Source organism: Nocardioides sp. NPDC101246 (assembly GCF_044767415.1).
GTDB lineage: Bacteria > Actinomycetota > Actinomycetes > Propionibacteriales > Nocardioidaceae > Nocardioides.
The window spans coordinates 211582-233646 of the sequence record NZ_JBIWNX010000006.1 but is presented as its reverse complement, the minus strand read 5'-3'; the positions used below and the strand labels follow the sequence as shown (position 1 = coordinate 233646).

Here is a 22065-nt window from a genome sequence, read left to right as displayed (position 1 = left end):
TCACATTTGAAGGTTGCATTCACGTTGCATCGGTCTCGCAACGTGGCTGCAACCTCGGCGTTTCTAGCGTCTGTGACCACGATCACGCCCCAATGCCTGACTTTGCCTGAGGAGAACTCCCGATGACCGTATACACAGCTCCCGGCCAGCCCGACTCACTGGTCACCGTCCAAGGCCGCTACGGCCACTACATCGGTGGTGCCTGGGTCGACCCGGTCAAGGGTGCCTACTTCGAGAACATCTCGCCGGTGAACGGCAAGCCGTTCACCGAGATCGCCCGGGGCACGGCCGAGGACATCGAGGCCGCCCTGGACGCCGCACATGCTGCCGCTCCGTCGTGGGGGAAGACCTCGACGACGGAGCGGGCCAACATCCTTCTCAAGATCGCCGACGTGATGGAGGAGAACCTCACCGCGATCGCCGTCGCCGAGACCTGGGAGAACGGCAAGCCGGTCCGCGAGACGCTCGCCGCCGACATCCCGCTCGCGATCGACCACTTCCGCTACTTCGCCGGCGTGCTGCGGGCGCAGGAGGGGACGATCGGCGAGATCGACGAGAACACCGTGGCGTACCACTTCCACGAGCCGCTGGGCGTGGTCGGCCAGATCATCCCGTGGAACTTCCCGATCCTGATGGCGGTCTGGAAGCTCGCCCCGGCGCTCGCCGCGGGCAACTGCGTGGTCCTGAAGCCGGCCGAGCAGACGCCCTGGTCGATCCTCAAGCTCGTCGAGCTGGTCGGCGACCTGCTGCCCGCCGGCGTACTCAACGTCGTCAACGGCTTCGGCGTCGAGGCCGGCAAGCCGCTCGCCTCCTCGCCGCGCGTCGCCAAGGTCGCCTTCACCGGCGAGACCACCACCGGCCGCCTGATCATGCAGTACGCCAGCCAGAACATCATTCCGGTGACCCTCGAGCTCGGCGGCAAGAGCCCGAACATCTTCTTCGACTCCGTCGCCGCGGAGAAGGACGCCTTCTACGACAAGGCGCTCGAGGGCTTCACGATGTTCGCCCTCAACCAGGGCGAGGTCTGCACCTGCCCGTCGCGTGCGCTCGTCCAGCGCTCGATGTACTCCGACTTCGTCGGCGACGCGATCGCCCGGGTCGAGAAGATCAAGCAGGGCAACCCGCTCGACGACACCACGATGATCGGTGCCCAGGCGAGCAACGACCAGCTCGAGAAGATCCTGTCCTACATCGAGATCGGCAAGGACGAGGGCGCCAAGGTCCTCACCGGTGGCGAGCGGACCATCCTCGAGGGCGACCTCGCCGAGGGCTACTACGTGCAGCCGACCGTCTTCGAGGGCGACAACTCGATGCGGATCTTCCAGGAGGAGATCTTCGGACCGGTCGTCTCGCTGACCGGTTTCGACGACGAGGCCGACGCCCTCAAGGTCGCCAACGACACCCTGTACGGCCTCGGCGCCGGCGTCTGGTCGCGCGACGGGTCGCAGGCCTTCCGGGCCGGCAAGGAGATCAAGGCCGGCCGGGTCTGGACGAACTGCTACCACGCCTACCCGGCCCACGCGGCCTTCGGCGGCTACAAGCAGTCCGGCATCGGTCGCGAGACCCACAAGATGATGCTGGACCACTACCAGCAGACCAAGAACCTGCTCGTCAGCTACAGCCCCGACGCACTCGGGTTCTTCTGATGAGCGCGACCCACGCCTCCTCCCTTCCGGCGCGGGTCGCCGTGACCGACGAGGCGGCGGCTCTGCTCCGCCGCCTCGTCGGTATCCACGGGCCGGTCATGTTCCACCAGTCCGGTGGATGCTGCGACGGCTCGGCCCCGATGTGCTACCCGGACGGTGACTTCCTGCTCGGTGACGCCGACATCCACCTGGGCGACCTGGACATCGGGCTGGACCACCAGGTGCCCGTCTGGATGTCGCGTGCGCAGTTCGAGTACTGGTCGCACACCCACATCACCATCGACGTCGTCCCCGGACGCGGCGCCGGCTTCTCCCTGGAGGCGCCCGAGGGCGTGCGGTTCCTGATCCGATCGCGACTGTTCACCGACGAGGAGGCACAGAGCCTTGACCGAGAAACTGCTCAGCACTGACCATCCGATCCGCTTCGAGCCGCCCGCCGCCCTGGCCGCTGCCGCGAACGTCACCGAAGAGGCGTACGCCCGGGCCGAGTCCGACATCGAGGGCTTCTGGGCCGAGCAGGCCGAGCGTCTGACCTGGGCCGAGCCGTTCACCGAGGTGCTGGACTGGTCCGACGCACCCCACGCGCGGTGGTTCGCGGACGGGAAGCTCAACGCGGCGTACAACTGCGTCGACCGTCACGTCGAGGCCGGTCGCGGCGACAAGGTCGCCTTCCACTTCGTCGGCGAGCCCGGTGACACCCGGGACATCACCTACGCCGATCTCAAGGACGAGGTGTCCCGAGCCGCCAACGCGCTGACCGACCTCGGAGTCGGCAGCGGAGATCTGGTCGCGATCTACCTGCCGATGATCCCCGAGGCCGTCGTCGCGATGCTGGCCTGCGCCCGCATCGGGGCGACCCACACCGTGGTCTTCGGTGGGTTCTCGGCCGAGGCCCTCGCCTCCAGGATCGAGGACTGCCGGGCCAAGCTGGTCATCACCTCCGACGGCGGCTACCGCCGCGGGACGCCCTCGCCGCTGAAGCCGGCCGTCGACGCCGCCCTGGCCCGGCTGGGCGGCCAGAGTCCGGTCGACCACGTCCTGGTCGTGCGCCGCACGGGGGAGTACGTCCCCTTCGACGACGCCACGGACCTGTGGTGGCACGACGTCGTCGATGCCGCTTCCCCCGAGCACACGCCCGAGGCGTTCGACGCCGAGCACCCGCTGTACGTCATGTACTCCTCGGGCACGACCGGGAAGCCCAAGGGCATCCTGCACACCACCGGGGGCTACCTGACGGGCGCGGCCTACACCCACCACGCGGTGTTCGACCTCGAGCCCGACACGGACGTCTACTGGTGCACCGCCGACATCGGCTGGGTCACCGGGCACAGCTACATCGTCTACGGCCCGCTCGCCAACGGTGCCACCCAGGTGCTCTACGAGGGCACACCCGACAGCCCGCACCGGGGTCGCTGGTGGGAGATCGTCGAGCAGTACGGCGTGACCCTCCTCTACACCGCCCCGACGGCGATCCGGACGTTCATGAAGTGGGGCCGCGAGATCCCGGACCGGTACGACCTCACCTCGCTGCGGCTCCTCGGGTCGGTCGGCGAGCCGATCAACCCCGAGGCGTACCTCTGGTACCGCAACGTCATCGGCGGCGACCGCTGCCCCGTCGTCGACACCTGGTGGCAGACGGAGACCGGTCAGATGATGATCAGTCCCCTCCCCGGGGTCACCGCCGGCAAGCCCGGCTCGGCGATGCGGCCGCTGCCCGGCATCGGTGCCGACGTGGTCGACGAGGAGGGTCGCTCGGTGCCGAACGGGTCGCGCGGCTATCTGGTCCTCACCAAGCCGTGGCCCGCCATGCTGCGCACGTTGTGGCAGGACGACGACCGCTTCGTCGAGACGTACTGGACCCGCTTCGCGGACCTCGGCTACTACTTCGCCGGCGACGGGGCCAAGAAGGACGAGGACGGCGACATCTGGATCCTGGGCCGCGTCGACGACGTGATGAACGTGTCCGGCCACCGCCTCTCCACGAGCGAGATCGAGTCCGCCCTGGTCTCCCACCCGCGGGTCGCCGAAGCAGCCGTCGTCGGCGCCGCCGACGAGACCACCGGCCAGGCGGTCTTCGCGTACGTGATCCTGCGCTCCGGCGACGGCAACGCCGGCGAGGCGCTGGTCCAGGAGCTCCGCGGCCATGTGGCCAAGGAGATCGGGGCCATCGCGAAGCCGCGGCAGATCACGATCGTCCCGGAGCTGCCCAAGACGCGGTCCGGGAAGATCATGCGCCGCCTCCTGCGCGATGTCGCCGAGGGCAGGGACGTCGGTGACACCACCACGCTCAGCGACCCCAGCGTCATGGCCCTGATCGCAGCGGCGGAGGGGTGAGATGGCCGTGCCCGCCACCGGCGTCGATCCCAGGACGATCGGCCAGAGCTGGGTCATCGTCGCCCGCCACCGCCAACCTGCGCGGACAGCGGCTCCTGCCCCCTGGGGTGAGGCGCACCTCAAGCGGATCGGCGCGCCCACGACCATCTGCGGTGCGCCCGCCCAGGGGTGGCACGCGTTCTGGCAGCTGCGGTCCGAGGACGTCCGCCGCTGGTGCGCCGACTGCTCCGCCGCGGCCCGCCCCACCCGCACCGTGTCGGGCTCCCTGAGCACCAAGTGACCCCACGAGGAGGCTGACGATCGATGAAGACCGTGACCCACACCTGCCGATGCCCCGAGGCGTTCCACGAGCTCGGGCTGCACACGCGCGAGGGCGTGCTGCCGGGTCCGCGCTGGCTGCGGGTGCTGGCAGCGCTCGGGCTCTACTCCTTTGCAGGCTGAACCTGTAACGTGGTGATCGCAACGGCCTTGTAGGCCCGCGAAGTAAGCCCGGCAGTCTTCCGGACGGTGGATGAGCCGGGCTCGCGCCATTTCTGGGGCCGTTGCGATTCGCCAACCCGGAGGGTCAGACCACGAGGTGGCGGACATCGACGACCAGCGGCTGAGCCGCGTCGATCCAGCGGCCGCCGCGTTGGTAGCACCAGCACACGGCGTCGCTGATCCACAGGAGTGGCTCGCTGCGAGGTACGTCGAGCCGGTACGCCGGCTTGTCGGTCACCGGGTAGAGCAGGTCGGAGATCAGCTCGCGATCCGAGCGCATCAAGCTCTCGTCACGCTCGATGACCAGGTGGGCAGCTTGATCCTTGATCACGTCTTCGACCACGGCGGTCAGGCAGGCGGCACGTCCAGCGCGTTGATCTTTTGTCTTCGCGATGTAGAGCGTGACCTGGACTTCGAGCCCACACATCACCTGAAGAACCCGGTCACGATAGGCGTCCTTCTCCTTGGCGAAGTGGATGCGGTCCTGTCGGGATAGGAGTAGTCCACGCAGCGCCTTGCGGGCTTGGGTGACCTTGCCTGCTGGCAACGTGGCCGCCGCGACGACGTAGTCCCTGGTCTTTGTCTCATCGACGAAAACGTGACCGCGCAGGCAACGGTTGAGATCGCTTGCGGCTCGAAAGGTCACCAGTCCATTGTCGAGGACAGCACCGACAGTGTGTTCGAAGGCGACGTGAGTGTCGTGGCGGTGCAGGAGCATCTTCTACCCACTGGCGGTGGAATGAGGCGAGTGGCGACGGCCTCAACGCACGGGCGTCACGGAACGCACCTCGGCCGTGAAGCTGCTGCCGGCCAGCGCCTCGAGCAGATCGGTGGTGGAGACGTCACCGGTGACGGTGATCTGTCCGGTGCCGCGGTCGGCGGTGAGGGTGGCGACCCCGGGGAGATCCCGGAGCCGGGCGGTGGCCTCACGGACGCAGCGAGGGCAGCGCATGCCCTCGACGTACAGCTGGATGGTCTGCATGGCGGTCTCCTGGTGCCTTCGTGGCCCCGGAGGCATCCGGGGCCACGAGGAGGGTTGGACTGCTAGCGGCCGGCGGGAACCGACTCGGGGGCGGTCGCGGTGCGCGCCGGCTTCCAGCCGATCCCGGTGACGACGGCACCGGCGAGGGCGATGCCGGCCGCGCCGAGGAAGCCGGCCGAGAAGCCGTCGGTCATGGCGGCCAGGTCGCCGACCTGGTCGGAGCCGTACGTGGAGGCGACGACGGTCATCGCCGCCAGCCCGAGCGCGGAGCCGACCTGGTAGCTGGTGTTGACGATCCCGGCTGCGAGACCGCCCTCTTCGGGAGCGGCCGCGCCGAGCGCCGTGCTCAGCGACGGGATGAACGCCAGTGCCATGCCTGCTGCGGTGACCAGCGTCGCCGGGAGCACGTCGACGGCGAAGCTGCCGTCGGCGTCGATCCGGGAGAGCCAGACCAGCCCGATCCCGAGGACGACGAGGCCGCCGACGGTCATCGCCTTCGGCCCGAACGCCGCGGTGAGGCGGGGCGCGACCGCGACCATGCCGATCATGATCGTCACGGTCATCGGCAGCAGGGCCGCTCCGGACTCGAAGGCGCCGAGCCCGAGCACCTGCTGGAGGTAGAGGTTGATGAAGAAGAACATCGGGATCCAGGCCGCGCCGAGCAGCAGCTGGGCGATGTTCGCGGCGGCCAGGTTCGGTGCCTTGAAGATGCCCAGACGCATGAGCGGGGCCGAGGAGCCGGCCTGCAGGGCGACGAACGCGACGAGCAGGGCGATGCCGACGGCACCGGCGATGAGCGTGCTCGACGACCCCCAGCCCTCTTCGGGGACGCGTACGACCGCGAAGACCACCGCGGCGAGGCCCAGGGTGACGGTGAGCGCGCCGAGCAGGTCGATGCGACCGCGCTGCGCGGTCCCTGCCGGCATCGTGCCCGGCGTCAGGACGAGGACGACGAGGGCGATCGGCAGGTTGATGAAGAAGACCCAGGGCCAGGAGAGGTACTCGGTGAGCACGCCGCCGAGGAACACCCCGGCCGTTCCACCGGCTGGGGCGGCGGCGCCGTAGAGCGCGAGGGCCTTGGTCAGCTCCTTCGGGTTCGCCCCGAAGTTCATGAACAGGAGCGTCAGCGCCGACGGTGCGATGAGCGCGGATCCGGCACCCTGGACGGCGCGGCCGGCGATCTCGACGGCGACACCGTCAGCGAGGCCGGCGACGAGCGAGCCGACTCCGAGGACCAGCCAGCCGATGGCGAAGATCCGTCGGGCGCCGAGCAGGTCGGAGAGCCGGCCGCCCAGCAGGAGGAGGCCGCCGAAGGCGACCACGTAGGCGTTGAACACCCAGCTGAGGTCCTGCGGGGCGAACCCGAGATCACGCTGGATCTCGGGGAGCGCGACTCCGATGATGGAGGTGTCCATGATGACCATGAACTGGGCGGCGGCGATGAGGCCGAGGGCGAGCCAGCGGCGGCTGTTGGCACCCGCCGCCGGGGATGCTGTGGAAGACATGGTTCTCTCTCTTCGTCAGGGCGGCCTTCCGACCGCGTGAGGAGAACCTGTCCGGCGTCACTGTCCCTGGTCTGTCCGGCCGCCGTCCGTCCTGGCGTCTCCGAGCCGGGCCAGCGCCACGTCCGCCTGGTCCGCGAGGGCGACCTCGCCGGTGGCGAGGCCGAGGGTCCGAGCCTCCTCGTAGCGCTCCGCCGCCGCTTCCGTCTCGGACATCTGCTCGTGGCACCGGGCCAGCGCGAGCGTCGCCTTCGCCGTCATCGCGGGCGTCTCCAGCGTCTCGAAACCCTGGATCGCCGTCATCAGCAGCGAAATGGCGCTCGCCCAGTCCTGCCGGCGCTCGGCGAGCCGGCCCCGTCCGTACGCCGCGAGGACCGACCCGGCGCGGTCGCCGACGTGACGGGACGCCAGCTCTGCGCGACGGAAGGCGTCCCGGGCCGAGTCCTCGTCCCCCAGGTCGAGATGGGTGATCCCGAGGTCGGCGAGGGCCCACTGCACGGTGTTGTGGATGCCAGCGGAGGCGGCAACGTCGATCGCCTGCTCGAGCGTCCGGGCCGACTCCCGCAGACGTCCGAAGTGCCGCAGGCCGTAGCCGAGGTGGTAGAGGACCGCACTCTGGCCCCACGGGTCGTCGAGGTGACCGAACTCGGCCGCGGTGGCCCGCCCGAGGCGTATCGCCGCCGACTCGTCCCTGGCCTTGAGTGCGGTCTCGAGCCGGACGAAGCCGGCGACGGCGAGCCCCCACCGGTCCCCTCGCTCGCGGAACCACGTCTCGGCGTCGTCCAAGAGCGCGGCGGCCTCCGGGTCCGCTCCGTTGACCCCTTCGACGGCGAGCAGCACCCGCGAGACCGCGGCCCCGTCGGCGTCACCGTCCGCGAGGAAGATCGCGAGGCTCTCGCGGGCCGCCTCGGCGCAGCGTGGGTGGGGGTGGACGACGCAGGCCCGGGGACGCTCGACCAGCGCCACCGCCTGGAGGGCAGCCGCCCTCGCCGCGGCCGAGCCGCGGCCCTGCTCGAGGAGCCGACGCAGGATCCGGCGTCCCTCGAGATGGCGGCCCTGATGCCAGAACAGACCCAGATGACCGGCCAGGCGGAGCGCGGCGTCGATGTCGCCGGCCGGGCCTTCCAGCCAGGCGATGGCCGAGCGTACGTTGGCCTGTTCGTCGACGAGGAGGTGTCTGGCCCGGGCGTCGCCCTGACCGCGCATCGCCTGCGCCGACCGCTCGGCGACCTGGGCGAAGTAGCGCGCGTGCCGGGTGGCCAGGGCGTCGCTCCGGCCGGACCGCGCCAGCCGGTCGGCGGCGTACTCACGCAGCGTCTCGAGCATGCGGTAGCGGGTGACCGGGCCGCGTTCGGCGACGATCAGGGACTGCTCGACCAGTCGGCCCACTGCGTGGATGACCTGGCTGGGGTCGGTCTCGTCGTCGGCGAGGACCTGCTCGGCGGCGGTCAGGGTCCAGCCGCCGTGGAACACGGCGAGGCCTTCGAAGACGCGCTTCTCGAGGTCGTCGAGCAGGTCGTAGCTCCAGTCGACGGTCGCGCGGAGCGTGCGCTGACGCTCCTCCGCGGTGCGTGGTCCCGAGGTGAGCAGGGTGAACCGCTGGTCGAGCCGGTCGGCGAGGTCGCTGGGGGACAGCGAGGACGCCCGAGCCGCGGCCAGCTCCAGCGCCAGCGGCATGCCGTCGAGCGCGCGGGCGATACGGCCGAGCGCGACGTACGCCTCCGGGTCGGTCTCGATCCCGGGCACGACGGTCGTGATCCGGCGGACCAGGAGCTGCACGGAGGCCGTCGACGCGATCGTCTCGGCGTCGTCGTCCTCGAACGGCGTGGGGAGCGGCCCGACGGGGGTCTGCACCTCGCTCGGCACGGCGAGGGGTTCTCGGCTGGTGGCGATGACGGTGAGCTGCGGACAGTGAGCCAGCAGCTGCTCGACCAGCGTCGCGACGGGGTCGATGAGGTGCTCGCAGTTGTCGATGACCAGGAGCAGGTGCTTGTCGGTGAGGAAGTCGACCAGCCGCGTCTGGAGTTCGATGGCCGACCCGTCCTGCGGCATCGCCACCGCCGCGGCGACGGCCGGCACGATGTGCTCGCCGCTCCGGATCGAGGCGAGGCGGACGAGGAACGTGCCGTCCGGGAAGCGGTCGGCGAGCTCGTGGGCTGCGCGCAGGCCGAGTGCGGTCTTCCCGGAGCCGCCGGGGCCGACGAGGGTGGTGAGCCTGGAGGTGCCGACCCGGTCGCTCAAGGCGGCGAGCAGCTCGTCCCGCCCGACGAGCGGGGTGAGGTCGGCCGGGAGGTTGGAGAGCTGCGCTGCTGACCTGGCGCGGTGGGGAGCGGTCGCCGGGGTGGACAGGGTGACCTCCCCGGACGAGCCGAGCGAGGGGTCCTGCCGAAGCACTCGCTCGTGGAGCGACCGCAGCGATGCCGACGGCTCGAGGCCGAGGTCGGCGTCCAGCGTCTTCCGGGTGCGGGTGAAGACCTCGAGGGCGTCGGCCTGCCGGCCGGCACGGTAGAGCGCGACCATCAGCAGACCGGCCATGGCCTCATGGGTGGGGTCGGTACGCAGCAGCGGCTCGAGATCGGTGACGACCTCCGCGTGCCGGCCCAGGGACAGTGCGATCTGAGCCCGTTCGGCGTACGCCGTCCTGCGGAGGTCCTCCAGCCGCACCGACTCGGGCACCGCCCACGGCTCGGTGGCGAAGTCGGCGAGCGCCTCGCCGCGCCAGAGCCCGAGCGCCGCGTCATAGGTGGCCAGATCCTCCTCGGTGGGGCTCCCGGACCCGGCGACCGATGCGCGGACCTCGCGGATCCGTCGCTCGAAGGCCTCGGCATCGATGCTGCCGGGGTCGACCGCCGCCCGATAGCCGCCACCGTCGCGCTGCACCAGGTCGAGCCCGACGGCCTTGAACGCGCGCCGCAGCTTGGAGACACGGAGCTGGAGCGCGTTCAGCGGGTCGGCCGGCAGCGACGAGTCGGCCCACAGCCGGTCGATCAGCGCCGAGGCCGGAACGATCCGGCCGCGCGCCAGGAGCAGCACCGCGAGCAGGGCCTGCTCCGCCGACCCGGGGACCTTGACGGCGTCACCGTCGACGGTCGCCTCGAAGGCGCCGAGCAGCCCGAATCGGATGTCACGCGAGGTCGGGGTCGGCAGCACAGCGAAATCGTAGTCAGGCCCGGCTCGGGCGCCGACCGGATATCTGTCCTGACCGCGACAACGCCGGGACAGTACGCAGACAGATCGCGGGAGCAGCCTCTGGCACGTCAACGAGAGTCATCGAGATTCGAGCCAGGAGAGATCACATGAACGCCATTGCCAAGGTCGGTGCGTTCGCCGGAGCCGTCGTTGCCCTCGGCGGCCTGGGTTCCGCCGTGGGCGCCTCCGTCGGTCCGCTCGGCGAGCCGGAGCGCCCCGATCATCAGAAGCACGAGGCTGCGAGCGGTGGCCACGGCGGTCACGCCGGGCACGGCGCGACGAAGGCGCCCGGGGCCACCGGGCTCAACGTCAGCCAGGCCGGCTACACGCTCGACCTCGTCGAGGACCGCTACCAGCGCACGGCCGACGCCACGCTGCGGTTCCGGATCCTCGGCGCCGAGCACGAGCCGGTGACCCGGTTCGAGACCGCCCACGGCAAGAAGCTCCACCTGATCGTCGTACGCCGCGACCTCGCCACCTTCCAGCACGTGCACCCGGTGATGGCTGCCGATGGCACCTGGTCGGTCGACGCCGACCTGGCCGAGGCCGGGACCTACCGCGTCTTCGCCGACTTCCGGCCGGCAGCCGAGGACGAGGGCCTGACCCTGGGGCAGGACCTCTTCGTCGGCGGCCCCCACGAGCCGCAGCCGCTGCCTCCGGTCGCCACCACCAGCACGGTCAGCCCCTACCAGGTGGACCTGGACGGCCATCTCGTCGCCGGGAAGACCTCGCGTCTGACCCTGACCGTGACGAAGGACGGCGAACCGGTCACCGACCTGGAGCCCTACCTCGAGGCGTACGGCCACCTGGTCGCGCTCCGCGACGGCGACCTGGCCTACCTCCACGTCCACCCCGAAGGAGCCCCCGGCGACGGGCGCACCGAGCCCGGCCCGGAGATCACCTTCTCCGCCGAGGTGCCATCGGCCGGGACGTACCGCCTGTTCCTCGACTTCCAGCACGCCGGCGAGGTCCGGACCGCTGCCTTCACCGCCGAGGCCCACTGACCCCCTGCTCGAGCAGGGTCCACCACAGAGAGAGGAAAGCACCATGTGCAGCACCACCTACACCCTGTCCGGGATGACCTGCGGCCACTGCGTCGGCTCCGTCAAGGAGGAGGTCACCCAGATCGCGGGCGTCTCCTCCGTCGACGTCGACCTGGCCACCGGCCAGGTGACCGTCACCTCCGAGAACGAGCTCGACCCCGCGCTGGTTCAGCGCGCGGTCGAGGAGGCCGGCTACCAGCTGGCCGGCTGAGCCATCCGCGTCGGCTCCCCCCCCCCCCGCGGGGAGCCGACGCGCAGTTCGATCCACCCACCCGAAGGACACCAGTGATGACCGTCTCCGGAACCTCTGCCCCCACGACCGACTTCGAGCTCGAGATCGACGGGATGACCTGCGCGTCGTGCGCGAACCGCATCGAGCGCAAGCTCAACAAGCTCGACGGTGTGGCCGCCACCGTGAACTACGCGACCGAGAAGGCGAAGATCTCCGTCGCCGCGGACACGACCGACATCGACGCGGGCGTGCTGATCGCGACCGTCGAGAGCGCCGGGTACGGCGCGAAGGAGCCTCGCCGCGAGACGGCTCCGTCGAGCGCTTCCACCCCCGACGGAGACCCCACGGACCCGGTTGCCCTCCTCAGGCGCCGGTTGCTGATCTCGGCGCTGCTCACCGTCCCGGTGGTGCTCCTGGCGATGGTGCCGGCCCTGCAGTTCGAGAGCTGGCAGTGGCTCTCGCTCACGCTCGCCGCCCCGGTCGTCGTCTGGGGTGCGGCGCCGTTCCACCGGGCGGCGTGGACCAACGCCCGCCACGGCGCCGCGACCATGGACACGCTGGTCTCCATCGGCACCCTGGCAGCCTTCGGCTGGTCCCTGTACGCCCTCTTCCTCGGCACTGCCGGCGAGCCCGGCATGACCCACGCGTTCAGCTTCGCCATCGAGCGCACCGACGGCCTCGGCAACATCTACCTGGAGGCGGCGGCCGGCGTCACGACGTTCATCCTCGCCGGCCGCTACTTCGAGGCCCGCTCGAAGCGCCGCGCCGGCGCCGCCCTCACCGCGCTCCTCGAGCTCGGCGCCAAGGAGGTCGCCGTCCTCCGCGACGGGTCCGAGGCCCGGATCCCGGTCGACGAGCTCGCCGTCGGCGACCTGTTCGTCGTACGTCCTGGGGAGAAGGTCGCCACCGACGGCGTCGTCGAGGACGGGTCCTCCGCCATCGACGCGGCGATGCTGACCGGCGAGTCCGTGCCGGTCGAGGTCGCACCCGGCGACGGCGTCACCGGGGCCACCGTGAACGCCGGCGGGCGCATCGTCGTCCGGGCGACCCGGGTCGGCGCCGATACCCAGCTCGCCCAGATGGCGCGGCTGGTCGAGGAGGCGCAGACCGGCAAGGCCGCGGCGCAACGGCTCGCCGACCGGATCTCGGGGATCTTCGTACCCATCGTGCTCGCCCTCTCGGCCATCACCCTCGGGTTCTGGCTGGGGGCGGGCGCGGGTGCCGCCACCGCGTTCACCGCGGCCGTCGCGGTGCTGATCATCGCCTGCCCATGCGCGCTCGGCCTGGCCACGCCCACGGCCCTGATGGTCGGCACCGGACGCGGCGCCCAGCTCGGCATCCTGATCAAGGGACCGGAGGTGCTCGAGAGCACCCGTCGGATCGACACGATCGTGCTCGACAAGACCGGCACCGTCACCAGCGGCACCATGACCCTGACCGACGTGATCGCCGCTCCCGGCGAGGACGTCGACGAGATCGCCCGGCTGGCCGGTGCCCTGGAGCACGCCTCCGAGCACCCGATCGCCCGCGCGATCGCGTCCGGGGCCGAGGCCCGCGTCGGCCCCCTGCCCGTGGCCGAGGACTTCGCCAACGTGCCGGGCCTGGGGGTGCAGGGCATCGTCGAGGGCCACGCCGTCCTCGTGGGCCGGGTCCGGCTGCTCGAGGAATGGAGCCAGTACCTGCCCGAGGACCTCGCGTCCGCGATGGCCGAGGCCGAGAGCGAGGGCCGCACGGCCGTCGCCGTCGGCTGGGACGGGCAGGCGCGCGGCGTCCTGGTCGTCAACGACGTGATCAAGCCGACCTCGGCCGCCGCGATCGCGGAGTTCCAGCGCCTCGGCCTGACCCCCGTCCTGCTCACCGGCGACAACGAGACCGTGGCCCGGAGCGTTGCCGCCGAGGTCGGGATCCCGGTCTCCGCGGACACCGTCATCGCCGAGGTGCTCCCCGAGGACAAGGTCGCGGTGGTCCGCCGGCTGCAGGACGAGGGGCGTGTGGTCGCGATGGTCGGCGACGGCGTCAACGACGCCCCGGCGCTGGCCCAGGCCGACCTCGGCCTCGCGATGGGCACCGGCACCGACGTCGCGATCCAGGCCAGCGACCTGACCCTGGTCCGCGGTGACCTGCGGGTCGCCGCCGACGCGATCCGGCTCTCGCGGCGCACCCTGGCCACGATCAAGGGCAACCTGTTCTGGGCGTTCGCCTACAACGTCGCCGCCATCCCGCTGGCCGTGGCCGGACTGCTCAACCCGATGCTGGCCGGTGCCGCGATGGCCTTCTCGTCGGTGTTCGTGGTGAGCAACAGCCTCCGGCTGCGCCGCTTCCGCTGATCCCGGTGCCGCCCCGGCTTAGGCTCCTGAGCATGGACCATCGGGTGATGCTCATCGTCGGGGCGGCGCTGGCGATCATGATCGCGGCGTCGGTGTTCGCGCGGCGTACGGGGGTGGCGGCGCCGCTGCTCCTCGTGGGACTCGGGATCGGGGCGAGCTATCTGCCCGGGGTGCCGGAGATCGAGCTCGACCCGGAGCTGATCCTGGCCGGCGTACTGCCGCCGTTGCTCTACTCCGCCGCGGTCAACCTGCCGGTGATCGACTTCCGGCGGAACCTCCGGCTGATCAGCTGGCTCTCGGTCGTGATGGTGATCGTGTCGGCCCTGGTGATCGGCGCGGTCGTGCACTGGCTGTTCCCGGAGATCTCGTTCCCGCTCGCGGTCGCGCTCGGTGCGGTCGTCAGCCCCACCGACGCGGTGGCGGCGACGGCGATCGGGCGCCGGGCCGGGCTGCCGCCGCGGGTGATGACGGTGCTGGAGGGCGAGAGCCTGGTCAACGACGCCTCCGCCCTCGTCGTCCTGCGGACGGCCGTCGCGGGGATCGCGGTGGCCGGCTCCTTCTCGCTGTGGCGTACGACGCTCGAGTTCGGCTGGGCGGTGCTGGGTGCGGTCGTGATCGGCGGCGTGGTCGGCTGGGTCACCGTGCTGCTCCGCCAGCGCCTCGACGATCCGGTGCTCAACACGACGATCTCGTTGGCGGTGCCGTTCCTCGCCTACTTCCCGGCCGAAGAGCTGAACGCGTCCGGTGTGCTCGCGGTCGTCATCGCCGGGCTGGTGACGGGCGGTCTCGGCAGCCACCGGTTCAGCGCCCGCGACCGCGAGACCCAGGCCACCACCTGGACGACCTTCAGCTTCATCTTGGAGAGCGGCGTCTTCCTGGCGATGGGCTACCAGCTGCCGGACTTCGTCGATGCCGCCCAGGGCGAGACCACGCCCGGCGAGATGGCCGCGCTCGTCCTGGTCATCGTGGGCCTGCTGGTCGTGCTCCGGTTCGCCGGCCTCGCCGGCCCCGCGCTCCGAGACCGGGAGGAGAGCCAGGACGAGGTACGCAGCCGTCTGGACCAGTTCGAGGAGAAGCTCGACTCGCTGACCCCCGCGGACGACCGGGAGGACGCGCGGATCTCTGCGGCGCGGCACCGGCTGGCACGGGGTCGGGCGGACATCGACTTCGAGGAGCGGGAGCCGATCACCCGGCGCGGCTTCCTGACGATCGGCTGGGCCGGGATGCGCGGCGTCGTCACGGTCGCGGCGGCCCAGACCATCCCGGCCGGCACCTCGCATCGGGCGACCGTCGTGCTCGCCGCGTTCCTGGTCGCACTCATCACCCTCGTGTTCTTCGGCCTCACCCTCCCGACCGTGATCCGCCGGTTACGTTTCTCCCCGGAGAGCGCCAAGGACAGGCACGACGCGTTCCGCGCCCTGTTGCGTCAGGTCGGTGAGTCGGCCGTCGACACCCTCGGGCCGCTGGAGTCGCAGACCATCGAGGGCGAGCCGATCGACCCGAAGCTGGTGACCAAGCTCAAGGACCGCATCCTCCCGCGGGTGCTCGCGGGCGTGCAGGAGGCACCGAGACTCCGTCCGGCGGTGTTGGAGCAGACGATGATCCTGCAGATGCGCTACCTCGATGCGATGCGCGAGGCGCTCGCGACCGAGCGCAGCATCGGCGCCTACAGCTCCCACACCTACCGGAGGGTCGAGTCGATCCTCGACGACATGGAGAAGCGCCTCGACATGAGCTGATCCCGGGGCCGGTCAGACCGTCTCGAAGCCGGCCATCATCGCCATGTCCTCGTGCTCGAGGTTGTGGCAGTGGATGAGGAACCGGCCGGCGTACTTCTCGAACCTCACTTTGACCCGGACGGCCTCGTAGGGACGTACGTCGACGGTGTCCTTCCAGCCGAGGTCCATCGGGCCCGGGCCGCGGTTGCCGCGGCGCAGGACCTGGAAGGGCGAGAGGTGCACGTGGACGGGGTGGTGCGCGTCGGTGAAGAACTCCCAGATCTCGGTCGAACCCAGCGGCACCCGGGCCTGCGGGACCGCCGGGTCGAAGGGCTTGCCGTTGATCCCCCAGCCGCGCCGGCCGTGCACGCTCGCCTGGCGGAAGTGCCATCGGCGCACGACCGCACCGTCGGGCTTCTCGGCCTCGGGTACGTCGGCGAGCCTTGCCGGGATCCGGACGTCGTCGGTCGTGCGGCGGGCGATCCGGAACCGCATCACCTCAGCGGTCCGGCCGGTGCCGAGGCCGTTGCGCATCTCGACAGTCGTCCCCGGCGTGAGCGAGCGGAGGTCGGCGACGACGTCGAACCGTTCGCCCGGGGCCATCGTGATCTCGCTGTGCTCGACGGGTCCGCCGAGCAGGCCGCCGTCGGAGCCGATCTGGGTGAGCTTCACGGGCTGCCCGTCCGAGGTCCGCAGGCTCAGTGCGTAGCGGCGCGCGTTGGAGGCGTTGAGCAGCCGCAGCCGATACTGCGCCGCCTCGACCTCGGCCTCGGGCCACGGGGCGCCGTTGACGAGGATGACGTCGCCGAGCACGCCGGCCATGTAGCGGTCCTCGACGCCGGGCTCGCCGAGCAGTTCCGGGTCGAGCGCCGGGTAGCGCAGCGCGCCGTCCTCGTCGAAGGCCCGGTCGGCGATCATCAGCGGCAGTTCCCGCTCTCCCCGCGGCAACGAGAGCGCGTCCTCCACGTCGTCGCGGACGATGTGGAAGCCGGCCAGCCCGCGCCACACCTGCGGGGCGGTGAAGTCCATCCGGTGGTCGTGGTACCAGAGCGTCGTCGCCGGCTGGTCGAGCGGATAGCGGTAGTCGCGCTTCCCGGTTCTGACCTGCGCCTTCGGGTCGGTCATCGCCTCGTGCCCGCCCTCGTGCCCGGCCCCGTGACCGCTCCCATGGCCGGAGTGGTGGGCCTGGTGCGCCTCGAACCCGGGCGGCAGCAGCAGGTCCGTCGGCCAGCCGTCGCTCTCCGCCGGGGTGTGCCCGCCGTGGAGATGCGTCGCGGTGGGCAGGGTGAGGGAGTTGGTGTGGCGTACGGTCACTGCCTCGCCGCGGCGGGTCTCCAGCGTCGGCCCGGGGAAGACCCCGTCGTACGTCATCATCTCGGTCCGTAGCCCGGGCAGGATCTCCACCGAGGCGGTGCGCTGGGTGATCTCGATCATCCCGCCCGAGGGCCGCTTGACCGGCGGCAACGGCAGCGGGGTCGCGTACGCCTTCGGTAGCCGTGCCGCGCTGCGCAGGATCCGTCCGGTCTGCCCGGGGGCCTCGCCGCACGCGACCAGTGATCCGGCGACCGGGGCGGCCAGTCCGGCGCCGAGGAGGGTGCGTCGCCCGATCCTCATCGCCGCACCTCCCGCGGGCTGCCGGCACCGCGGCGCAGGGAGGCGATGGCCACGGCCACCGCCACGCCGACGGTGAGGACGCCGACCGGGACGTGCAGCTGGAGGACCCGGGTGTAGCCGAGGATCGCCTGGACGTGGATGAGGAAGAAGAGCGCGACCGACCAGATGAGGAACCACCAGCGCCCGCGCATCGCGACGACGGCGCCCGCGGCGATCGGCAGCAGCAGGCCGAGGCCCTGCAGCGCGGCCGCGCCCGCGGAGTGGAGGCCCAACGCCTCGAAGGTGCCGGCGAAGTAGGAGCCGATGAAGATCGGCTGCCCGATCGCGAAGAGCGCGGTCACGGCCGCGACGGCTCGGAAGCAGAAGAGGCTGATGCGTGGTCGGCGCTCGCGTATCTGTGTGGTCACACCACGACGATATGTAGCCGAGATACCTATGGCATCGGGTGTTCCCCTGACCGCCGGCGGATCCTCGTCGGGGTCAGCCCTGGTGGGTGAAGACCTCGTCGCGGGCCGTGTCGAGACCGATCTGGAGGGCGCCGCGGAGCACGGCGTCGCCGGAGATCTCGGTGGGGACGACGGTGGGGACGTTGGGGCCGAGGGCGGCGATCGCCTTCTGCACGCGTGCGGCCAGGACCGGCCCGCCGGCGCACCCGACCTCGCCGGCCAGCACGCACAGCTCGGGGTCGAGCACCACGCAGATGCCCGCCAGGCCGAGAGCGAGCCGCCTGGCCAGCTCCTCCAGGAACGGCTCGGCGTCGGGGTCGCCCGCGGCGGCCGCTCGTACGCACTCCACGCCGCTGCCCTTCAGGCCGAAAGCGCGGGCGAGGGTGTCCATCGCCTCGACGCTGACCAGCGACTGGAAGGCCGCGTGCTGCGGGCTGTCGGTGCCGTGAGGCGTGGAGGCGCCCGGAACCGCCAGGTAGCCGATCTCTCCGGCACCGCCGCCGGCGCCGCGGTGGAGGCGGCCGTCGACGATCACCGCGAGCCCCAGGCCGCGGTCGATCCAGGCGAGCACCGAGTCCTTGACGCCGTGGGAGGCTCCGGCGGACTGCTCGGCGAGCCCGGCCAGGTTGACGTCGTTCTCGATCAGTATCGGCCGCTGGAAGCTGTGGCGGAGGTCGGCGAGGACTCCGGCGCGCCAGTCCGGCAGGTCGTTGGCGAAGCGGATGTCACCGGTGCGCGGGTCGATCATGCCCGGCGTACCGATCGAGAGGCAGCTGAGCTGCGGCATGGTGATGCCGGCGCTGCGGGTGGCGTCGGCGACCGTGGCCCGCACCGCCTCGACCGGGTCGGAAGCCTCGTGGGGGTCGAGCGCACCGGTGGCCAGCTCGGTGCCGGTGATGTCGGCGACCGACGCGGTGATCTGGTCGGGGCCGATGTGGAGGGCTGCGACATAGCCCGCCGACGGGACCACGCCGTAGAGCGCGGCGTTGGGGCCGCGACCGCCCTGCTGGGTGCCGACGACCTCGACCAGGCCGCGCTCGCCCAGCCGGATCAGCAGCTGTCCCGCGGTCACCTTGGAGAGGCCGACGAGCTCGCCGAGCCGGGTCTTCGTCACCGGCCCGGTCGAGAGCATCAGGTCGAGCGCCGCGCGGTCGTTGGTGTCGCGGATCAGGTGTGTCCGGGGTGGTCTCGACATCGGCGGCGCTCCTTTCGAGGGTCGGGCTGGCGTACGGAATGCAACTTAACAACTGAAGGGCTTATGCCGGTGTTTGTCCACGCAGGGTCTAGACGGTAACTGTAAAGGCACCTTACAGTGAGGGCTCGATCGCCATCCATCTCAACCCCCTCAAGGAGCTTGGAATGCGTACTAAGACAAAGATCGCCGTTCTCGGCGGGATCTTGCTGGCGCCCGTCCTGGCCATGTTGCCGACGAGCCCCGCAAGTGCGCACGGCTACATCTCGAACCCCCCGAGCAGGCAGGCCCAGTGTGCTGCCGGCACCGTCGAGTGCGGGGACATCAAGTACGAACCGCAGAGCGTCGAGGGCCCGAAGGGCCTGACCAGCTGCTCCGGCGGCAACTCGCGGTTCGCCGAGCTCGACGACGACTCGAAGAACTGGCAGGCCACGCCGGTCGGCCGCAACCAGACGTTCACCTGGTCACTGAGCGCCCGACACAGCACCAGCACCTGGCAGTACTTCATCGGCGGCACCAAGATCGCCGAGTTCGACGACGGTGGCGCGCAGCCGCCGGCCACCGTCGAGCACCAGGTCGACTTCGGGTCGTTCACCGGCCGGCAGAAGGTGCTCGCGGTGTGGAACGTCGCCGACACGACGAACGCGTTCTACGCCTGCATCGACGTGAACATCGGTGGCACCGCCACCGACCCGGAGTCGCCGGCCCCGGTGGCCGGTGAGTTCCCGGTCAGCGAGGCGCAGTTCAACCAGCTCTTCCCCAACCGCAACCCCTTCTACACGTACGCAGGGCTCGTCGAGGCTCTCAGCGCCTACCCGGAGTTCACCAATGCCGGGGACGAGGCGACCCAGAAGCGGGAGGCCGCGGCGTTCATCGCCAACGTCGCCCACGAGACCGGTGACCTGCTCTACGTCGTCGAGCAGAACGAGGCCAACTACCCGCACTACTGCGACCCCAACCAGTCCTACGGCTGCCCCGCGGGCAACGACCAGTACTACGGCCGCGGTCCTGTCCAGCTGAGCTGGAACTTCAACTACAAGGCCGCCGGGGACGCGCTCGGGATCGACCTGCTCAACAACCCCAACCTGGTCGCCACCGATCCGGCGGTCGCCTGGAAGACCGGGCTCTGGTACTGGAACACCCAGAACGGCCCGGGCACCATGACCGCGCACGCGGCGATGGTCAACGGCGCCGGCTTCGGCGAGACCATCCGGTCGATCAACGGGTCCATCGAGTGCAACGGCGGCAACCCGGCCCAGGTGCAGAGCCGCGTCGACAACTACACCGAGGTGACCTCGCTGCTCGGGGTCGACCCGGGTGGGAATCTGTACTGCTGAAGCGGAGCCCGAAGCGATAGGCACTGCTGACACACCCGTCACCCCGCACAGAAACAGCGGCGTACGCAGCCCCACCTGCGTACGCCGCTTGTTTCTGTTTTGTGACAACCGCCCAAACAGGTTCTGTTCCTGTGCCGGTGCCCGCCGCCCGGGCGCGCCCCTACCGTCGAGTAGCAACCGGAACCCCGGACAGCCCGGGGCCGGATGGACGAAGGAGCATGCTCGGTGCTCGAATCACACCCCCTCAGGTCACTCTCTCTCCGAATCGCCGCGGTCGCCGCGGCCGTCACTCTCCCCCTGTTCGGCCTGGTCGCGCCGGCCGACGCGGAGAGCCCCTACGAGCGCGGCCCGAACCCCACCTCGGCCAGCGTTCTGGACAACGGCACGTTCTCTCTCGCCACGACCTCGGTCTCCTCTCTGGTGCTCGGCTTCGGCGGCGGGACGATCTACTACCCCACCTCGACCAGCGAAGGGACGTACGGCGGCGTCGTGCTCGCGCCCGGCTTCACCGCGTCGTCCTCGATGTACGCCTCCGTCGCCCGCCGGGTCGCCTCGCACGGGTTCGTGGTCTTCGCGATCGACACCGACACCATCTACGACCAGCCCGACAGCCGCGGCTCGCAGATCCTGGCCGCGGTCGACTACCTGAAGGAGGACGCCTCCTCGGCCGTCGCCTCGCGTCTGGACGAGACCCGGATCGCGGTCTCGGGCCACTCGATGGGCGGCGGCGGCACCCTCGCCGCGGCCAACCAGGACTCCTCGGTCAAGGCCGCGGTCGCGCTGCAGCCCTGGCACACCGACAAGACCTGGCCCGGCATCCAGGTCCCGACCATGATCATCGGCGCGGAGCTGGACACGATCGCCCCGGTGTCGTCGCACTCGATCCCGTTCTACACCTCGGCCACCGGGGCGCGAGAGAAGGCGTACGGCGAGATCAACAACGGCGACCACCTCATCGCCAACACCGACGACGACTGGCAAGGGCGCCTGTTCGTCACCTGGCTGAAGAGGTACGTCGACGACGACACCCGCTACTCGCAGTTCCTCTGCCCGGCGCCGTCCTCGGTCAACCTGTCCGACTACCGCAACACCTGCCCGGACTGATCCACCCGGTTCGGGCGTACGGAACCGGTCACCTCGGGGGGAGGTGGCCGGTTCCGTTGTGCTCAGCGTCTCGTCGATGTCCGCGTTGAGCAACAGCGGTGGTTGCGACTGCTCCGATAGGGTCGGATCATGCCCACGACGAGCCCGAAGGGTGAGGAGATCGTCGGATCGCTGCTGCGCGGCCTGGACGTGATCGGCATCCTCAGCGAGGCCGAACAGCCGCTGTCACTGGCCGAGGTGGCGACCCTCGCCGACACCTCCCGGGCCACCGCGCGGCGGCTGCTGCTGACCTTGGAACGGGTCGGGTATGTACGCACTGACGGGCGCACCTTCCAGCTGCGCCCCAAGGTGATGGAGCTCGGCGACGCGTACCTCGAGGGGCTGGGGCTCCCGCGGCTTCATCCTCATCTGACCTCGCTCGCCGAGCGGGTGCGTGACACCTGCTCGCTGACCGTCTTGGACGGTGACACGGTCGTCTACGTCGACCGGGTGAAAGCGGATCGGATGATGACGGTCAACATCGCGGTGGGCACCCGGATGCCGGCGTACGCGATGTCCAGCGGGCGCGTCCTGCTTGCCGACCTCGCCCCGGAGGCACTGCGCGACTATCTCGAGCATCTGCATGCCGAGCCCCTCACCGGACGCACCGCGGTCGCCCCCGACGAGCTCGCCCGCAGGATCGCCCAGGCACGTAAGGACGGCTACGTCATCACGGACCAGGAGATCGACCCGACGCTGCGCTCGATCGCTGCGCCCGTACGCGGTCCCGACGGTCGCGCCATCGCCGCCGTGAACGTCGCCACCCATGTCAACCGCACCTCGGTCGAGCAGATGCGCGAGGAGATCCTGCCCGAGCTGCTCGTCACCACGCGCGCCATCGAGGCGGAGCTGGCCGTCTCATGACGCCGTGGCGCTCTCT

Annotated in this window: 19 protein-coding genes; 12 read left to right on the top strand and 7 right to left on the bottom strand. The window is 70.7% G+C overall.

What is annotated here, in order from left to right; genetic code table 11:
* Nucleotides 1-122 precede the first annotated feature (122 nt).
* From ACIRON_RS13245 to ACIRON_RS13225, 5 genes are read left to right on the top strand one after another with little or no spacing between them, the layout of a single operon-like run.
* Entirely contained in the window at nt 123-1646 is a 1524-nt protein-coding gene (locus ACIRON_RS13245; RefSeq protein WP_355018820.1) for an aldehyde dehydrogenase family protein, read from the top strand.
* Complete coding sequence (locus ACIRON_RS13240; RefSeq protein ID WP_402992762.1) at nt 1646-2056, top strand: DUF779 domain-containing protein; 411 nt, start codon at nt 1646-1648, stop codon at nt 2054-2056. Before ACIRON_RS13245 ends, ACIRON_RS13240 begins: the two co-directional genes overlap by 1 nt.
* Nucleotides 2031-3980, top strand: coding sequence for an acetate--CoA ligase (gene acs, locus ACIRON_RS13235; protein ID WP_402992761.1), 1950 nt, complete (start codon nt 2031-2033; stop codon nt 3978-3980). Before ACIRON_RS13240 ends, acs begins: the two co-directional genes overlap by 26 nt.
* A 1-nt stretch (nt 3981) precedes the next feature.
* Nucleotides 3982-4260: a hypothetical protein gene (locus tag ACIRON_RS13230; RefSeq protein ID WP_402992760.1), complete on the top strand. Its 279-nt coding sequence runs from the start codon at nt 3982-3984 to the stop codon at nt 4258-4260.
* A 23-nt stretch (nt 4261-4283) separates the two neighbouring features.
* Nucleotides 4284-4421 (top strand): hypothetical protein, encoded by a 138-nt coding sequence (locus tag ACIRON_RS13225; protein WP_402992759.1) that lies wholly within the window; start codon nt 4284-4286, stop codon nt 4419-4421.
* Between the two features lie 124 nt (nt 4422-4545).
* On the opposite strand, the gene ACIRON_RS13220 is transcribed toward ACIRON_RS13225, so the two are convergent.
* The 4 genes from ACIRON_RS13220 to ACIRON_RS13205 all read right to left on the bottom strand — a co-directional run bounded on the left by ACIRON_RS13220 (nt 4546) and on the right by ACIRON_RS13205 (nt 10094).
* The gene (locus ACIRON_RS13220; protein ID WP_402992758.1) at nt 4546-5178 is read right to left on the bottom strand and encodes a hypothetical protein; all 633 of its coding nucleotides are present in this window, start codon (nt 5176-5178) and stop codon (nt 4546-4548) included.
* Between the two features lie 42 nt (nt 5179-5220).
* On the bottom strand, nt 5221-5442 hold the full coding sequence (locus tag ACIRON_RS13215; protein WP_402992757.1) for a heavy-metal-associated domain-containing protein: 222 nt from the start codon (nt 5440-5442) through the stop codon (nt 5221-5223).
* 62 nt (nt 5443-5504) lie between these two features.
* Entirely contained in the window at nt 5505-6947 is a 1443-nt protein-coding gene (locus tag ACIRON_RS13210) for an MFS transporter (RefSeq protein ID WP_402992756.1), read from the bottom strand.
* Between the two features lie 57 nt (nt 6948-7004).
* Nucleotides 7005-10094, bottom strand: coding sequence for an AfsR/SARP family transcriptional regulator (locus ACIRON_RS13205; RefSeq protein WP_402992755.1), 3090 nt, complete (start codon nt 10092-10094; stop codon nt 7005-7007).
* Nucleotides 10095-10240: 146 nt separating this feature from the next.
* Between ACIRON_RS13205 and ACIRON_RS13200 the strand changes: the two genes are divergently transcribed.
* From ACIRON_RS13200 to ACIRON_RS13185, 4 genes are all read left to right on the top strand, one after another.
* A complete protein-coding gene (locus ACIRON_RS13200) occupies nt 10241-11137 on the top strand; it encodes a hypothetical protein (RefSeq protein ID WP_402992754.1) in 897 nt (298 codons plus the stop codon).
* A gap of 43 nt (nt 11138-11180) precedes the next feature.
* Nucleotides 11181-11387 (top strand): heavy-metal-associated domain-containing protein, encoded by a 207-nt coding sequence (locus tag ACIRON_RS13195; RefSeq protein ID WP_402992753.1) that lies wholly within the window; start codon nt 11181-11183, stop codon nt 11385-11387.
* Between the two features lie 77 nt (nt 11388-11464).
* Nucleotides 11465-13735, top strand: coding sequence for a heavy metal translocating P-type ATPase (locus ACIRON_RS13190; protein WP_402992752.1), 2271 nt, complete (start codon nt 11465-11467; stop codon nt 13733-13735).
* A 32-nt stretch (nt 13736-13767) separates the two neighbouring features.
* On the top strand, nt 13768-15474 hold the full coding sequence (locus tag ACIRON_RS13185; protein ID WP_402992751.1) for a cation:proton antiporter: 1707 nt from the start codon (nt 13768-13770) through the stop codon (nt 15472-15474).
* Between the two features lie 12 nt (nt 15475-15486).
* Here the strand turns inward: ACIRON_RS13185 and ACIRON_RS13180 are convergent, their stop codons facing one another.
* From ACIRON_RS13180 to ACIRON_RS13170, 3 genes are all read right to left on the bottom strand, one after another.
* The gene (locus tag ACIRON_RS13180; RefSeq protein ID WP_402992750.1) at nt 15487-17067 is read right to left on the bottom strand and encodes a multicopper oxidase family protein; all 1581 of its coding nucleotides are present in this window, start codon (nt 17065-17067) and stop codon (nt 15487-15489) included.
* Complete coding sequence (locus tag ACIRON_RS13175) at nt 17064-17474, bottom strand: hypothetical protein (RefSeq protein ID WP_402992749.1); 411 nt, start codon at nt 17472-17474, stop codon at nt 17064-17066. Before ACIRON_RS13175 ends, ACIRON_RS13180 begins: the two co-directional genes overlap by 4 nt.
* Before the next feature lie 73 nt (nt 17475-17547).
* Nucleotides 17548-18708, bottom strand: a complete 1161-nt coding sequence (locus ACIRON_RS13170; RefSeq protein ID WP_402992748.1) for an ROK family protein — start codon at nt 18706-18708, stop codon at nt 17548-17550.
* A gap of 164 nt (nt 18709-18872) precedes the next feature.
* Here ACIRON_RS13170 and ACIRON_RS13165 point away from each other — a divergent pair, with 164 nt between their 5' ends.
* The 3 genes from ACIRON_RS13165 to ACIRON_RS13155 all read left to right on the top strand — a co-directional run bounded on the left by ACIRON_RS13165 (nt 18873) and on the right by ACIRON_RS13155 (nt 22049).
* Nucleotides 18873-20042: a glycoside hydrolase family 19 protein gene (locus ACIRON_RS13165; protein WP_402992747.1), complete on the top strand. Its 1170-nt coding sequence runs from the start codon at nt 18873-18875 to the stop codon at nt 20040-20042.
* A gap of 225 nt (nt 20043-20267) precedes the next feature.
* Nucleotides 20268-21146, top strand: coding sequence for an alpha/beta hydrolase family protein (locus ACIRON_RS13160; protein WP_402992746.1), 879 nt, complete (start codon nt 20268-20270; stop codon nt 21144-21146).
* A 129-nt stretch (nt 21147-21275) separates the two neighbouring features.
* Nucleotides 21276-22049 (top strand): IclR family transcriptional regulator C-terminal domain-containing protein, encoded by a 774-nt coding sequence (locus ACIRON_RS13155; RefSeq protein ID WP_402992745.1) that lies wholly within the window; start codon nt 21276-21278, stop codon nt 22047-22049.
* Nucleotides 22050-22065: the final 16 nt, after the last annotated feature.